We start from the raw sequence: 13,843 nt of genomic DNA, 5'->3' as shown, positions 1-13,843 counted from the left end.
TCAGCGGGACCCGTCGTGCAGGTCGGGACGCTCGGTCGGGTTGGTGATGTCGACGTCGAGAGCCGGAGCCTTGGCCGGCGGGTCGACCTTGCCGACCGTGATCGGCAGGTTGAGCTTGCTCTGGGCCAGGTCGATGTCGATGGAGGCGCCGGTGTCGTTCGGCGTCGTCCACTCGGTGTCGCTCAAGGTCACCGCGAGGCCGAGGACGCGGCCCTTGGGGATGACCTGGTCCTGGGCCCGGAGCGGGACCGTGACGGTGCTCCACTTGCCCGGCGTCAGCGGCTTCGGCTTGCTCAGCGAGCCGCTGTGCGCCGCGTCGATCCAGCCGCGGCTGACGATGCCGTGGTCGCTGCGCTCGGTCAGCTTCTCGATCGGGTAGTAGCAGGCGTCGTCGAAGTCCGAACTCTCGCCGTGGCAGTTGGCCGGGTCCTCGGGATCGTCGTCGGTGAGGGTCCGGATGCCGGCGTACCGCTCGGCCTCGCCGTACTCGACCAGGCGCGCGGTGATCGGGGTGGTCGCCGAGTCGGCCTTGATCCGCAACGTCACGGTCGGCGTGCCGCTGACCCGGATCGGCGCCTTCAGCGGCGCGGACAGGAACATCTGCCGGCCCGCGATCACCTCGGCCGGCGTGGCCACGATGGTGTCCTCGGTCAGCGTCGGGTCGTCCGTGACGGTAACCGTTCCGTTGCCGAAGGCACCGAGTTTGCCGGCGGCCAGCGCCACCGGCACGGTCTTCGGCGAGGCGGGCCAGGTGCTGTAGTTCTTCCACTGGTCCGGCGCGGTCTCGACGGTCGCCATCGGCTCGCGCATCACGTTGTTCTGCAGGCCCTGCAGCCAGTAGTCGAACCACTGGTGCAACTCGTCCACCCACGCGTCGCGGCGGAACTCGAACGGGTCGACGTGGTCCTCGAGGCCGAGCCAGATCTTGCGCGGGACCTTGTTCTCGGCCAACGCGTCCCACCACTGCGCGAAGTGGTTGGTCTGCACGTTGTAGTCGCTCAGCCCGTGCGTCACGAAGACCGACGCCTTCACCTTGCGGGCGTCCTTGAGGTAGTCCCGCTCGGCCCAGAAGGAGGTGTAGTCCCCGGTCTCGTCGTCGTCCTGCTCACCCATGTCCGCCCGCACCGCGTCGCAGGCGGGCGTGTCGTGACCGATGTAGCCGCCGAGCCAGGGCATGTAGTCGATCGAGTACGGCACGCCGCCGGAGCGGGTGTAGTCGTACCAGGATGAGATCGCCGAGATCGGGACGATCGTCTTCAGCCCGTCGACCCCGGTGGCGGCGACCCCGTTCGCGAGCGTTCCGTCGTACGACTTGCCGATCATGCCGACGGCGCCGTTGGTCCAGTCGGCGGTGATCGCGGTGCCGTCGCCGGTGTGCGCGGTGTTCCGGCCGTTCAGCCAGTCGATCACCGCGACCACCGAGTCGATCTCGTCCTTGCCGCCGACGTCACCGCAGCCGGTCGAGCGGTTGGTCCCGACGATGTCGACACCGACCATCGCGTAGCCGCGCGGGACGAAGTAGTTGTCGTAGAACAACGGCATCTTCTCGATGACGCCGCTCTCGTCGTAGGTCTTCCGCTCGCTCTCGTTGCCGCGTCCGCAGCAGGAGTAGTACGGCGAGGCGTCCATCACGACCGGGATCCGCCGGCCCGCGGCGGCGGTCTCGCGCGGCCGGACGATGTCCACCGCGATCACGTCGTTGCTGCCGTCGGAGTCGGAGTCCATCGTCGTGTCGACGTAGACGGACTCACGGATCGCGTCCGCGTAGTCGTAGACCGGCTTGGTGCTCCGGGTGCGGGGATCGACGTGCGGCGGGGTGCCGGCGACGGCGCTCTCCCGGGTGGCGCCGGCCTTGTTCTCCGGGCCGTCCGGGATCCGGGCAGCCGAAGCAGCACCGGTGGCGCTTCCCAGGCAGAGCACGGTGGACGAGACCAGGAGTGTCACCCTGGCGCGGACGGTCGTCATGACCGGGAAGGCTAGTCAACCCCGGGCCGCAATGCCAGGCTCTGGGAACATTCCCAGGCTCTTGTCCGGCACGGAGCGTGATGATGCCCTGCCTTCCGATAGTGTGACCGCCACCCAGGGGGAGCTGTACGGAAGGTGGGTACCCGAAATGAATCTTCGAGCACCGGTCACACTGCTCGATGTCGCCCAGCGTGCGGGCGTCTCCGTCGCGACCGCCTCGCGCGTCCTGAACGGCGGCGACCGGGTACCGCGCCCGGAACTGCAGGAACGCGTCCGGGACGCCGCCGCGGCCCTCGGCTACACGCCGAACGCGCAGGCGCAGGCGCTGGCGAAGTCGTCCACCAACGTGGTCGGGATCCTCGTCCACGACATCGAGGACCCGTACTTCGCCGCGATCGCCAACGGCGTGATGCGGGCGGCCGACGAGCGCGGCCTGCTGGTGATGATGGCCAGCACGTTCCGTGACGCCGACCGTGAGATTGCTTACTTGTCGTCATTGCGCGCCCAGCGGGCCCGGGCGGCCGTGATGATCGGCTCCCGCCGCACCGATGCCGAGGGGCTGGCCCGGACGGCGACCGAGATCGAGGCGTTCCTCAACTCCGGTGCCGGTCTCGCGCTGGTCAGCCAGTCCGGCATGCCCGCGCACACGATCGAGCCGGCCAACCGCGCCGGCGCCGCGGAGCTGGCCCGCCGCCTGGTGGGACTCGGCTTGCGGAAGTTCGGCGTACTGGCAGGGCCGGAGGCGCTGGCCACCGCGCGCGATCGGCGGGACGGATTCATCGACGGCCTGGCCGAGTCCGGCTTGGAGCCGGTGGCGGTGCAGGCCGGTGAGTTCACCCGCGACGGCGGGCATGCCGCGGCGCTGGAACTCCTGGACTCGCAGGCCGATCTCGACTGCCTGTTCGCGGTGAACGACGTGATGGCCGTCGGTGCGATGTCCGCGCTGCGGGGCCGCGGGGTCGACGTACCGGGTGAGTTGGCGGTCGCCGGGTTCGACGACATCGCCACCCTGCGAGACGTCTGGCCGGGGCTGACCACCGTGCGGCTGCCGCTGGAGCAGATGGGCCGGCGCGCCCTGGAGTTGGCGATCGAGGGCGGCGACCCGGAGACCGAGACCTTCAAGGCCGAGGTCGTACTGCGGGAGAGCACGCCCCAACGCTGACCTGGCAGCGCTGAAATATGCTCGGCGGGTGACCGAGCCCGCGCACGTCTCCGACCTCTTCGACCCGTCGGCCTGGAAGCAGGTCGACGGTTTCGACCTGACCGACATCACGTACCACCGGGCGGTGGACGCCGGTGTGGTCCGGATCGCCTTCAACCGGCCCGAGGTACGCAACGCCTTCCGGCCGCAGACCGTCGACGAGTTGTACCGGGTGCTCGACCACGCGCGGATGTCCTCGGACGTCGGCTGCGTACTGATCACCGGCAACGGCCCGTCGCCGCGCGACGGCGGCTGGGCCTTCTGCTCGGGCGGCGACCAGCGGATCCGCGGCAAGGACGGCTACAAGTACGCCGAGGGCACCACGGCCGACACGATCGACCCGGCGCGGGCCGGGCGGCTCCACATTCTCGAGGTGCAGCGGCAGATCCGCTTCATGTCGAAGGTGGTCATCTGCGTGGTGCCGGGCTGGGCCGCGGGTGGTGGGCACAGCCTGCACGTGGTGTGCGACCTGACGCTGGCCTCGGCCGAGCACGCGCGGTTCAAGCAGACCGACGCGGACGTGGCGTCGTTCGACGGCGGCTTCGGTTCGGCGTACCTGGCCCGGCAGGTCGGGCAGAAGTTCGCCCGCGAGATCTTCTTCCTGGGCGACGAGTACTCGGCCGAGGACGCCTACCGGATGGGCATGGTCAACAAGGTCGTCCCGCATGCCGAACTCGAGCAGGTCGCGCTGGAGTGGGGCCGGAAGGTCTGCGCCAAGTCCCCGACCGCGCAGCGGATGCTGAAGTACTCGTTCAACCTGATCGACGACGGCTTGGTCGGCCAGCAGATCTTCGCCGGCGAGGCGACCCGGCTGGCCTACGGCACCGACGAGGCCGCCGAGGGCCGCGACTCGTTCCTGGAGAAGCGCCCGGCCGACTGGTCGGCGTACCCGTACGCTTTTTAACGTCAATCCATGAGCAGTTCTCAGAAATAATTGTTCGTACTACTGACAGTGCGCGGTTAATCTCTTACCGTCGCTCGGTATGGACAATCTCTCCCGCCGTGGGCTGCTCACGGGAGCCGGCGCGATCCTCGCCGCCGGCTCTCTCGGAGCCCCCACCGCCTCCGCCCGCCCTGTCCGTACTGCCGCGCTGCCCGCCACCAAGCGGTTCAAGATGAGCGCGACGACCAACGAGTTCTTCCGGCACAAGCCGTTGTGGGGACCGCGCGTGATGCAGTCCTTCGCCTTCGACACCCCGAACAACCGGTTGTTCACCGGCCAGTTGCGATCGGAGACCGCCGAGAACAGCGGTGACATCACGCTGAGCCAGTTGAGCTTCTCCGGCACGGTGCTCGGTCACATGTACCTGACCGGCTTCGGGCACGCCGTCTCGATCGGCGCCCAGGCCGTCGGCAGTACGTCGTACATCTGGACCGAGACCGACGTCGACACCGCGAACGGGCGGGGCCGGCAGATCTGCCGGTTCCCCTGGCGGAACGGCGCCACGATGACGTCGTCCTCGGTGACGAAGTGGAAGCCGGTCTCGAACGGCAGTGTGTTCACGCCCGCGGTCGACCAGCGGTTCGGGCGGCTCGGGGTGCGCTACGCGCTGTCGGACGGGATGCACATCAACGTCTACAGCCTCGCGGCCGCCGCGGCCGGGGACTACTCGACCGTTCTCGCGACCTTCAAGCAGCCCTCGCTCACGTCAGGCGTGCCGTTCCAGGGCTGGGCGCTCTACGGCTCGTACGCCTACTTCTGGGAAGGCAGCGCCTATCCCGGTGAGCCGGACGAGACCAAGGCCAACTCGAAGCTGTGGTGTTACGACATCAACGCCGGGCAGATCGTGGACTCGTTCCTGACGCTGGCGGGGAAGAGCCTGACCTACCGCGAGGCCGAGGGGATGGCCGTCTACGGTTCCACCGACGCGACGGCCCGCCTGTTCTTCGGGTTCGCCTCCGGCGTCGCCGGTGACCGCCGGGCGAACCTCTTCTACCGCAACGACCTGGTCTAGCGGGGTCCTTGAGTACCTGCTTGAGCTACTGGGCGACGCCGTACAGGCGATCACCGGCGTCGCCCAGGCCCGGGACGATGTAGCCCTTCTCGTTCAGGTGCGAGTCCATCCCGGCGATCACCAGGTTGCAGGGGACATGCAGGTCGGCGAGTTCGCGCTCGATCCGCTCGACCCCCTCGGGCGCGGCCAGCAGGCAGATCGCGGTGATGTGGTCGGCGCCGCGGTCGACCAGGAACTGGATCGCGGCGGCGAGCGTGCCACCCGTCGCCAGCATCGGGTCGAGCACGTAGCACTGCCGCCCGGACAGGTCCTCCGGCAGCCGCTCGGCGTACGTCGAGGCGCTCAGCGTCTCCTCGTTCCGGATCATCCCGAGGAAGCCCACCTCGGCCGTCGGAAGCAGCCGGGACATCCCCTCGAGCATGCCGAGGCCGGCCCGCAGGATCGGCACCACCAGCGGCTTCGGCGAGGTCAGCTTGATCCCCTCGGCGGCCGCCACCGGGGTCTGGACGGTGATCGGGCCGGTCCGGACGTCCCGGGTCGCCTCGTAGGCGAGCAGGGTGACGAGTTCCTCGGTCAGCCGCCGGAAGGTCGGCGAGTCCGTCTGCTCGTCCCGCAGGGCGGTGAGCTTGTGGGCGACGAGCGGGTGGTCCACGACGAGGATCTGCATGGCCGGAACGGTACCGTCGGCGATTCGCCACCGGGAAGCCAGTGCGCTGTTAGCGTGGTTGCGCAGTCGATTTAGGTCAGTCGGCCCCCGCCCCGGGGCGCCTCTCCCGAACCGACCGACGAGGATGTGGCGCCCGTGCCCGAGTCCACCGGCAAGTCACCCGAGCAACTCGACCGGCTCCGCCGCCGGGCCGCCTTCCTCCGGGAACTGGAGGAAGCCCGCGCGCTCCGGGACCGGATCGCCCCGCGCCGCGCCAAGGTCCGCCAGATCCGCGCCGCCATGCGCCGAGCCACCTTCCACCACTGACCCACCCGTACTCCGGCCCGCGGCCGGCGGGCGGCGTACTCATCTCGGCGCGGCACCGATTTGTGGGGGAATGGGTGAAGAAACTCCCGCCCGGGGCGGGAGTCTGCGACGATGAGCCCGTGTCTGATCCCACGGCTGGGCCGATGACCACCACCACCGAGCTCGACTTCGCGCTCGCCGCGTACAGCGAGGACGGGGACTGGCTGGTCGCGCCACTGGCGCTGCGGGGCGAACCAGACCTGTCCGCGCTCGTCTCCGCGCTGCGGCGTTATCCAGGCGACGGCGGCGTGATCGGGATGATCTCGGTCGACGAGGACTTCTTCATCCTGCTCCGGGTGATCGGCGGCCGGGCGCGGCTGCTGCTGTCCGACGTCACCGCCGCCACCGAGTGGCCGCTGGCCAAGCAGGTGGTCGACGAACTGGACATCCCGCTGGCCGATGACGACGACGAGCAGGTGCCGGCCGGCGACCTGGCCATCGTCGCCGATCTCGGCATGAGCGCGATGGATCTCGGCGCGCTGATCGACGACGTCGACCTGTACCCCGAGGAGATGCTCGAGGAGATCGCCGAGGCGCTCGGCTTCGGCACCCAGTTCCACGAGGCGATCGAAGCCATTGGTTAACCCCGCACACCACGCCTATGCCCGGTTGATGAGGCTGGCGCTGGACGAGGCCGAACTGACCCGCGGCAGCGCCGACGTACCGATCGGGGCGGTGGTGCTGGACGCCGACGGCCAGGTGATCGGGCGCGGCCACAACGAGCGCGAGTTGACCGGCGACCCGACCGCGCACGCCGAGGTGCTGGCCATCCGGGACGCGGCGAAACACGTCGGCGAGTGGCGGCTGACGGGCTGCACGCTGGTGGTCACCCTGGAGCCCTGCACGATGTGCGCGGGCGCGATCGTGCTGTCCCGGCTGGACCGGTTGGTGTTCGCCGCGTACGACGAGAAGGCGGGCGCGGTGGGCTCGCTCTGGGACGTCGTCAGGGACCGCAGACTGAACCACCGGCCCGAAGTCATCGGCGGCGTGATGGCCGACGAAGCGGGCGCGAGGCTACGCGATTTCTTCACCGGGCACAGGTCTTGATAGCCTCTGCGGCGGTGGCGTGTCCGAGCGGCCGAAGGAGCGCGCCTCGAAAGCGCGTGAAGGGTACCCCCCTTCCGAGGGTTCAAATCCCTCCGCCACCGCCAACCATCTTCGGGTGGTAGTTACGCCGGGGACCCTGATGCTGTGTGATGCGTCAGGGTCCTCGCCTTTGCCCCCGGTTTGTGACATGGCTCCCGCAGCGGCCGATGATTCGTTGCCGGAGGCATGGCTCCACTAAGCTGCAGTCCCCGACCTTGAGGGCCGCGCGATGGATGTCCATGATCTCGACCGGATCCTGCTTGCCGGCGCTGCGGTACTGCTGGTGGCGATTGTCGCCGTGCGGTTGTCCGGCCGGTTGGGGCTCCCGTCGCTGCTGATCTACCTGGGCATGGGGTTGCTGCTGGGGGAGTCCGGGTTCGGGATCCAGTTCGAGGACGCCGAACTGGCGCACGCGCTGGGATTCGCCGCGCTGGTGATCATCCTGACCGAGGGCGGCCTGACCACCCGGTGGAACGAGGTCCGCCCGGTGATGCCGCTGGGCGTCGTACTGGCGACCGTCGGCGTGGCCATCAGCGTCGGGGTGGTGGCCTGCGTGGCGCACTTCGTGCTCGGGCTGGACTGGCAGATCTCGGTCCTCCTCGGCGCCGTCACCTCCCCGACGGACAGCGCCGCCGTCTTCTCCGTACTGCGCCGCGTCCCGATCCGGCCGCGACTCCGCGGGGCCCTGGAAGCCGAGTCCGGCCTCAACGACGCCCCGACCGTCCTCCTGGTGACGCTGGTGAGCACGGGCGCCACCGGCGAACACGGCCTGCCGTACTTCGCCGGCCTGGTCCTCTACGAACTGGTGGTCGGCGCCCTGTTCGGCCTGTTCATCGGCGTGGCGGCGGCCGGCCTGCTCCGCCGGGTCGCCCTGGGCTCGGCCGGTCTCTACCCGCTCGCCATCGTCTCCCTGGCCTTCGTCTCGTACGCCGGGGGCGCGGTGCTCCTGCACGTCTCTGGGTTCGCCGCGGTCTACGTGACCAGCCTGGTCCTCGGGCGGGCGGAGTTGCCGCACCGGCTGGCGACCAGGTCCTTCGTCGACGGGATCGCCTGGCTGGCGCAGATCGGCCTGTTCGTGATGCTCGGCCTGCTCGCGTCGCCGGGCCGGATCCGGCTGGCCGACGTCCTGCTCGCGCTGGTGATCGGGATCGCGGTGACGGTGGTCGGGCGGTTCCTGGCCGTCTCGGTGGCGGCGACGCCGTTCCGGATACCGTGGCGGGAGCAGACCTTCATCGCCTGGGCGGGCCTGCGCGGCGCGGTACCGATTGTTCTCGCGACCATCCCGCTGGCGGCGCAGGTGCCGCAGGCGGACCGGCTGTTCGACGTCGTCTTCGTGCTGGTGGTGATCTTCACGCTGCTCCAGGGGCCGTCCTTGCCGTGGCTGGCCCGGCGGCTGGGAGTGCTCGACGACAACGCCGCCAACGAGGTCGACATCGACGTGGCGCCGCTGGAGACGCTGGGCGCGGACATGTTGCAGGTCCAGATCCCGAGCGAGTCGAAGCTCGCCGGCGTCGAGATCGGCGAGCTGCGCCTGCCCGAGGGCGTCTCGGTGTCCCTGGTGATCCGGAAGAAGCGGGCCTTCGTCCCCGAGCGCCGGACCGTACTCCGCGCCGGCGACGCCGTGCTGGTGGTCGCGCCGAGCCAACTGCGCGAGCAGACGATCCGCCGCCTGCGAGCCGTCAGCCGAGCGGGCCGCCTGGCCGGCTGGTTCGGGGAACGAGGCCGCGAGCAGACCTGAGTCGCGCCGGCAGCACGGCCGCTGACGCCGGCGTCAGGTGGGTCAGTTGGGGTTCTGGCCGGAGGGGATCGGCTGGGGTGCGTGCACGATCGGCAGGCAGTGCACGCTGTCCGGCTTGACCGCGATCGACGGCACGCCCTTGTCGCGCAGCGCGGTGAAGCCGTGGCCGACCACCAGATCGACGGTGTGGTCGGGCCGCGCGTCAGCCGTCAGTTGCGGCTTCTGGACCACCTGACCGGCCACCAGCGCCAGCTCAGGCCCGTCAGCAGCGGCGCCTCGGATCGCGACACCCTCGTACTTGTCGCCCTTCGGCTCGTTCGCGATCTTGCCGATGTTGAACCCGCGCTTCTTCAGCAACTCGGCCACCGACGCCGCAGTACCGGCCTTGGCGCCGCCGTTGTAGACGTTCACCACGACCTGCTTGGGCACCAGCCGGTTGTTCGCCAGCTTCTGCTCGACGCAGTTCGGCTCGGCGCTGCTCTGGGTCAGTGAGTTCCAGCCCCACCAGGCGCCACCGATCAGCAGCGACAACAGCACCACCATCGTGATGGGCGTCCGCCAGTGGATCCGCGAGTGTGGCCTCGGCTGCGGCTGGAGAGCGCTCATCTGGTAGTCCCCCGACTCATCGAACTACTCCACGACCAGAACCCTGGCGTGCAGGACCAGACGCTGCTGCAGAGCCGCGCGCAAGGCGCGGTGCAGGCCGTCCTCGAGGTACATCTCGCCCTTGAACTCCACCACGTGGGCGAACAGGTCGCCGTAGAAGGTCGAGTCCTCGTCGAGCAGCGCGTTCAGGTCGAGAGTGCCCTTGGTCGTCACGAGTTGGTCCAGCCGCACCTGCCTCGGTGGCAGCACAGACCAGTCCTTCGGCTTGTACCCGTGGTCCGGGTAGGGCCGCTCCTCCCCGACGCGCTTGAAGATCACCCCCCGAAGTCTAGCGGGGGATCAGGTCTCACGAGACAGTCATGAATGTCACCGGGAAAGTTCCCACCGCTACTCAACCTTTCGGCTCGCTCAGACGTCCCACCAGGACAGGACAAGCAGGGGGAGAACGATGAGACTTTTTGCCCGTCTGGGAGTGGGTGCCGCCGCGCTGGTCGTGGCCGTCGCCGGTACGGCGATCCCGGCCGACGCGCTGACCATCAGTCAGAACAAGGCGGCCCAGGCCCGTCTGAACAAGCTCGGCTGTACCGCCGGACCGGTCGACGGCAAGGTCGGCGCGATGACCCAGGCGGCCACGGTCCGATTCCAGTCCGCCAACAGGCTGAGCCAGTCCGGCTCGCTGAACAGTACGACGTACGCGAGGTTGCTGGCCTCGACGGCCAAGCGCTGCGACGTCCGGCCGGTCCCGGCGCGAACCGGCAGCGGCCGCCGGATCGTGATCAGTCAGGGGCAGAACTGGGTCTGGCTGATCGATGCCCGGGGCAAGGTGGTGCGGCAGGGCGGCATCATCGACAACCCGCGGTACCTGAAGGCCGGGACCTACACCAGCGGCGCCAAGTGCGGCCGGGCCGCCCGGATCCGGAAGAACACCGACGGCGGCCGGCTCTACCTGAACAACTTCGTCCGGTTCGCGCCGTGCGGGATCGGCTTCCACCAGATCCCGACGTACAAGAGCAACGGGCGGCAGATCCACGCCGACTGGTTGCTCGGCACCAACTCGAAGGCCTCGCACGGCTGCATCCGGGTCTCGGCCTCGATGTCGGCCTCCATCTGGTCCTTCGCCGCCGGCGCCACCCGCGTCGTGGTGATCCGCTGACCCAACCCCAGCGCCCCGGTCCCGAAGTTCACCCAACTGGCGGACCGGGGCACTAGCATGCCGAGCGCAGGGGAATCTTCCTTCGTTCGTTCGAGAGGTATCGCTGACATGGCCGAGACGCAGGATGTCGTAGAGACCGTCAAGCAGGGATATGCGTTCGAAGGGCCGGCCGTCGAGCTGGGCGCGCTCCTGGTGGACGGGACGCCGAACACCGAGGCCGCGGTGCGGATCCCGCTGTCGATGGTGAACCGGCACGGCCTGGTCGCGGGCGCCACCGGTACCGGTAAGACGAAGACCCTGCAGTTGATGGCCGAGCAGCTCTCGGCGGCCGGGGTTGCGGTTTTCGCGGCCGACATCAAGGGCGACCTTTCGGGTGTCTCGCAGCCCGGCGAGGAGAGCGAGAAGCTGCTGGCCCGGACCCGGACGATCGGCCAGGAGTGGACGGCGACGGGCTTCCCGACCGAGTTCTACGCACTCGGCGGCCAGGGTGCCGGCATCCCGATCCGGGCCACGATCACCTCGTTCGGCCCGGTGCTGCTGTCCAAGGTGCTCGGCCTGAACGACGTCCAGGAGTCCTCGCTCGGCCTGATCTTCCACTACGCCGACAAGCAGGGCTTGACTCTGCTGGACCTGAAGGACCTGCGCGCGGTCATCACGCACCTGACCAGCGACGAGGGCAAGGGCGACCTGAAGGAGCTCGGCGGGCTGTCCGCCGCGACCGCCGGGGTGATCCTGCGGGCGCTGATCGGGTTCGCGGACCAGGGCGCCGAGGCGTTCTTCGGCGAGCCGGAGTTCGACACCGCGGACCTGATGCAGGAGCGCGACGGCAAGGGCGTCATCTCGCTGCTGGAACTGCCGAACCTGCAGGACCGGCCGGCCCTGTTCTCCACCTTCCTGATGTGGCTGCTGGCCGACCTGTTCCACGACCTGCCCGAGGTCGGCGACGTGGACAAGCCGAAGCTGGTCTTCTTCTTCGACGAGGCCCACCTGCTGTTCGACGACGCGTCGAAGGCGTTCCTGGACTCGATCGCGCAGACCGTCCGGCTGATCCGGTCGAAGGGCGTCGGCGTCTTCTTCGTCACCCAGACCCCGAAGGACGTGCCGGACGACGTACTGGCGCAACTCGGTTCGCGCGTCCAGCACCAGTTGCGCGCGCACACCCCGAACGACGCGAAGGCGCTGAAGGCGACCGTCTCCACCTTCCCGAACTCGTCGTACGACCTCGGTGAGGTGCTGACGCAACTCGGCATCGGCGAGGCGATCGTGACGGTGATGAACGAGAAGGGTGCGCCGACCCCGGTCGCGTGGACCCGGTTGCGGGCGCCGCAGTCGCTGATGGCTCCGGCCTCGGCGGAGCAGTTGGCGGCGACGGTCCAGGCGTCGCCGGGCAACGCGAAGTACACCGAGGTCCTCGACCGCGAGTCGGCGTACGAGAAGCTCGCGGCGAAGGTGCAGGCCGGAGCCGAGCAGGCCGAAGCGGAGGCCCAGGCCGCGCCGGAGCCGAAGGCCGAGCCGGCGCCGCGGGCGCGGAAGCAGGACAAGTCGATGGTCGAGCAGGTCGTCGGCTCCTCGGCGTTCAAGCAGTTCGCCCGGTCGGCGGGCCGCGAGATCATCCGCGGCCTCTTCGGAGCCGCCCGTCGTAAGCGCTGATCTCCTGCTCCACGGAGTGCGCTGTTCGACCCTGGTGAACAGTCACGCTGGGTACGGCGATCTTTGATCCTTGAACAAACGACTGAATACTCAAGCAGTGGCTTTCGTTTCCAAGTCGTCATCCACAGCGGGCCGTCGCGGATTGGGACCGAACCCTCACTCGTCGTACCGTGTGAGGTAATGGTTGCGCAGAGTAGGCGAGCGGTGCGTTCCTGGGCGCTGTGGACGTTGTCGGTCCCAGCGCTCGGTCTCGTCCTGCTCGTCGACCTCGCAGCGATCACGTACGGCATCCGGGCCTTCTCCGGGTTGCCGTCGTGGCGTGGTCTCGACGTCGTCCTCGCGCTGACCGCCTCGGCGCTGATCGCGGTCGAGGGCGCCCGGCGGGTGGAGCGCCGGCGTCGTCGGGGCGGTGCGCTGCACAAGGACCTGGCCCCGGCCTGGATGATCGCCGCCGCGATCATCCTGCATCCGGCGCTGGCGATCCTGGTCGCGGTGCTGCTGCGGATCTGGTGGCGGATCCGGGCCGGCAAGTGCATCCCGTACCGCTGGGCGTTCTCCACGGCCGTGCACGTGCTGGCCATTGGCGCGGCTCACGCCGTCTACGAGTCCGCGCGACAGTTGACCGGTGGCGACTTCGGCCTGGTCGTGTCGATGGCGGCCGCTGCCTTCGCCTACATCGCGGCCGACACACTCCTGTGCGGGCTGGCGATCTCGCTGGTCGTGCCGGGCAGCAGCAGGCGGGACACCGTTGGCGACAAGGACGACCTGTGTGTCGATGCGACTGCCGGCACGCTGGGCTGTCTGCTCGCCGCTGCCACGCTGGTCACGCCTTGGTTCGCATTCGTGGCGATCCCGATCACGCTGACCGCTCAGCGGGCTCTGCTCCTCGGTCAGTTGGAGTCGGAAGCCCAGACGGATCCGAAGACCGGCCTCAGCCGGGTGGACTGGTGGCGGCGCCGGACCGAGGAGTTGCTCCGCGCCGCCCGGACCCAGCGCGAGCCGCTGGCCGTGCTGCTGATCGACATCGACCACTTCAAACTGGTCAACGACCGGCACGGGCATCTGGTCGGCGACGAGGCGCTGCGGGCGGTCGCCACGATTCTGCGCTCGGCGATCCGGACGAAGGACGTCATCGGCCGGTTCGGCGGCGAGGAGTTCGTCATCGCGCTCCCCGAAACCGACCTGAACGACGCGACCGTGACAGCGGATCGCCTCCGCTCCGCCGTCGCGTCGAGCCCCCTGGCCGCCATGTGCGCCGGAGTACTGGACGAGCCGGATCTGGATCCGGACACCTTCCGGCTGACGGTCTCGATCGGCCTCGCCGTCTACCCAGCCGACGGCAGCACCGTCGACCACCTCCTCCAACGCGCCGACCAAGCCATGTACGCCGCCAAGGCCGCCGGCCGCGACCGCGTCCGCCTGGCCGCCGACGTCTCCTCAACGGACCTACACCCCCAGGCGGCCCCGCCCTCCACTC

General features: G+C 69.3%; 13 protein-coding genes, 1 tRNA gene and 1 pseudogene. 11 read left to right on the top strand and 4 right to left on the bottom strand.

From position 1 onward, the window contains the following. Positions 1–1,965 (bottom strand): Xaa-Pro dipeptidyl-peptidase, encoded by a 1,965-nt coding sequence (locus ABD255_RS32870; RefSeq protein WP_344220697.1) that lies wholly within the window; start codon positions 1,963–1,965, stop codon positions 1–3. Positions 1,966–2,113: 148 nt separating this feature from the next. On the opposite strand from ABD255_RS32870, the gene ABD255_RS32865 reads away from it, so the two are divergent. The 3 genes from ABD255_RS32865 (at position 2,114) to ABD255_RS32855 (ending at position 5,121) form a co-directional block, all read left to right on the top strand. Then, positions 2,114–3,127, top strand: a complete 1,014-nt coding sequence (locus ABD255_RS32865; RefSeq protein ID WP_344220696.1) for a LacI family DNA-binding transcriptional regulator — start codon at positions 2,114–2,116, stop codon at positions 3,125–3,127. Positions 3,128–3,155: 28 nt separating this feature from the next. Beyond that, positions 3,156–4,070, top strand: a complete 915-nt coding sequence (locus ABD255_RS32860) for a 1,4-dihydroxy-2-naphthoyl-CoA synthase (protein ID WP_344220695.1) — start codon at positions 3,156–3,158, stop codon at positions 4,068–4,070. 79 nt (positions 4,071–4,149) lie between these two features. Continuing rightward, positions 4,150–5,121, top strand: coding sequence for a phage baseplate protein (locus ABD255_RS32855; RefSeq protein WP_344220694.1), 972 nt, complete (start codon positions 4,150–4,152; stop codon positions 5,119–5,121). A gap of 25 nt (positions 5,122–5,146) precedes the next feature. On the opposite strand, the gene upp is transcribed toward ABD255_RS32855, so the two are convergent. Next, positions 5,147–5,788 (bottom strand): uracil phosphoribosyltransferase, encoded by a 642-nt coding sequence (gene upp, locus ABD255_RS32850; RefSeq protein ID WP_344220693.1) that lies wholly within the window; start codon positions 5,786–5,788, stop codon positions 5,147–5,149. A 135-nt stretch (positions 5,789–5,923) separates the two neighbouring features. Between upp and ABD255_RS32845 the strand changes: the two genes are divergently transcribed. The 5 genes from ABD255_RS32845 to ABD255_RS32825 all read left to right on the top strand — a co-directional run bounded on the left by ABD255_RS32845 (position 5,924) and on the right by ABD255_RS32825 (position 8,957). After that, the gene (locus ABD255_RS32845; protein ID WP_344220692.1) at positions 5,924–6,094 is read left to right on the top strand and encodes a hypothetical protein; all 171 of its coding nucleotides are present in this window, start codon (positions 5,924–5,926) and stop codon (positions 6,092–6,094) included. Between the two features lie 119 nt (positions 6,095–6,213). Beyond that, positions 6,214–6,717: a tRNA adenosine deaminase-associated protein gene (locus tag ABD255_RS32840; protein WP_344220691.1), complete on the top strand. Its 504-nt coding sequence runs from the start codon at positions 6,214–6,216 to the stop codon at positions 6,715–6,717. Between the two features lie 28 nt (positions 6,718–6,745). Continuing rightward, positions 6,746–7,180: a nucleoside deaminase gene (locus ABD255_RS32835; protein WP_344220690.1), complete on the top strand. Its 435-nt coding sequence runs from the start codon at positions 6,746–6,748 to the stop codon at positions 7,178–7,180. 13 nt (positions 7,181–7,193) lie between these two features. Further along, a tRNA-Ser gene (locus ABD255_RS32830) sits at positions 7,194–7,284 on the top strand. 164 nt (positions 7,285–7,448) lie between these two features. Then, complete coding sequence (locus tag ABD255_RS32825; protein ID WP_344220689.1) at positions 7,449–8,957, top strand: potassium/proton antiporter; 1,509 nt, start codon at positions 7,449–7,451, stop codon at positions 8,955–8,957. Positions 8,958–8,999: 42 nt separating this feature from the next. Here the strand turns inward: ABD255_RS32825 and ABD255_RS32820 are convergent, their stop codons facing one another. Continuing rightward, complete coding sequence (locus tag ABD255_RS32820; RefSeq protein ID WP_344220688.1) at positions 9,000–9,563, bottom strand: LytR C-terminal domain-containing protein; 564 nt, start codon at positions 9,561–9,563, stop codon at positions 9,000–9,002. 24 nt (positions 9,564–9,587) lie between these two features. Next, positions 9,588–9,881 carry a type II toxin-antitoxin system VapB family antitoxin gene (locus ABD255_RS32815; RefSeq protein ID WP_132288237.1) on the bottom strand — a complete coding sequence of 98 codons (294 nt, stop codon included), beginning with the start codon at positions 9,879–9,881 and terminating at the stop codon, positions 9,588–9,590. Between the two features lie 130 nt (positions 9,882–10,011). Here ABD255_RS32815 and ABD255_RS32810 point away from each other — a divergent pair, with 130 nt between their 5' ends. From ABD255_RS32810 to ABD255_RS32800, 3 genes and pseudogenes are all read left to right on the top strand, one after another. Beyond that, entirely contained in the window at positions 10,012–10,716 is a 705-nt protein-coding gene (locus ABD255_RS32810) for a L,D-transpeptidase family protein (protein WP_344220687.1), read from the top strand. 108 nt (positions 10,717–10,824) lie between these two features. After that, positions 10,825–12,366 (top strand): helicase HerA-like domain-containing protein, encoded by a 1,542-nt coding sequence (locus tag ABD255_RS32805; RefSeq protein WP_344220686.1) that lies wholly within the window; start codon positions 10,825–10,827, stop codon positions 12,364–12,366. A 180-nt stretch (positions 12,367–12,546) separates the two neighbouring features. Then, a pseudogene (locus ABD255_RS32800) lies at positions 12,547–13,731 on the top strand (GGDEF domain-containing protein); the annotation flags it as partial. Between the last annotated feature and the right edge of the window lie 112 nt (positions 13,732–13,843).

It is taken from the genome of Kribbella sancticallisti (assembly GCF_039530625.1).
Classification (GTDB): domain Bacteria; phylum Actinomycetota; class Actinomycetes; order Propionibacteriales; family Kribbellaceae; genus Kribbella; species Kribbella sancticallisti.
This window is presented reverse-complemented; position numbering and strand designations above follow the sequence as displayed.

Coding starts and splice junctions, on each gene's coding strand:
- ABD255_RS32870 (WP_344220697.1), bottom strand. CDS start 1,965: ATGACGACCGTCCGCGCCAGGGTGACACTCCTGGTCTCGTCCACCGTG.
- ABD255_RS32865 (WP_344220696.1), top strand. CDS start 2,114: ATGAATCTTCGAGCACCGGTCACACTGCTCGATGTCGCCCAGCGTGCG.
- ABD255_RS32855 (WP_344220694.1), top strand. CDS start 4,150: ATGGACAATCTCTCCCGCCGTGGGCTGCTCACGGGAGCCGGCGCGATC.
- upp (WP_344220693.1), bottom strand. CDS start 5,788: ATGCAGATCCTCGTCGTGGACCACCCGCTCGTCGCCCACAAGCTCACC.
- ABD255_RS32835 (WP_344220690.1), top strand. CDS start 6,746: ATGAGGCTGGCGCTGGACGAGGCCGAACTGACCCGCGGCAGCGCCGAC.
- ABD255_RS32825 (WP_344220689.1), top strand. CDS start 7,449: ATGGATGTCCATGATCTCGACCGGATCCTGCTTGCCGGCGCTGCGGTA.
- ABD255_RS32820 (WP_344220688.1), bottom strand. CDS start 9,563: ATGAGCGCTCTCCAGCCGCAGCCGAGGCCACACTCGCGGATCCACTGG.
- ABD255_RS32810 (WP_344220687.1), top strand. CDS start 10,012: ATGAGACTTTTTGCCCGTCTGGGAGTGGGTGCCGCCGCGCTGGTCGTG.
- ABD255_RS32805 (WP_344220686.1), top strand. CDS start 10,825: ATGGCCGAGACGCAGGATGTCGTAGAGACCGTCAAGCAGGGATATGCG.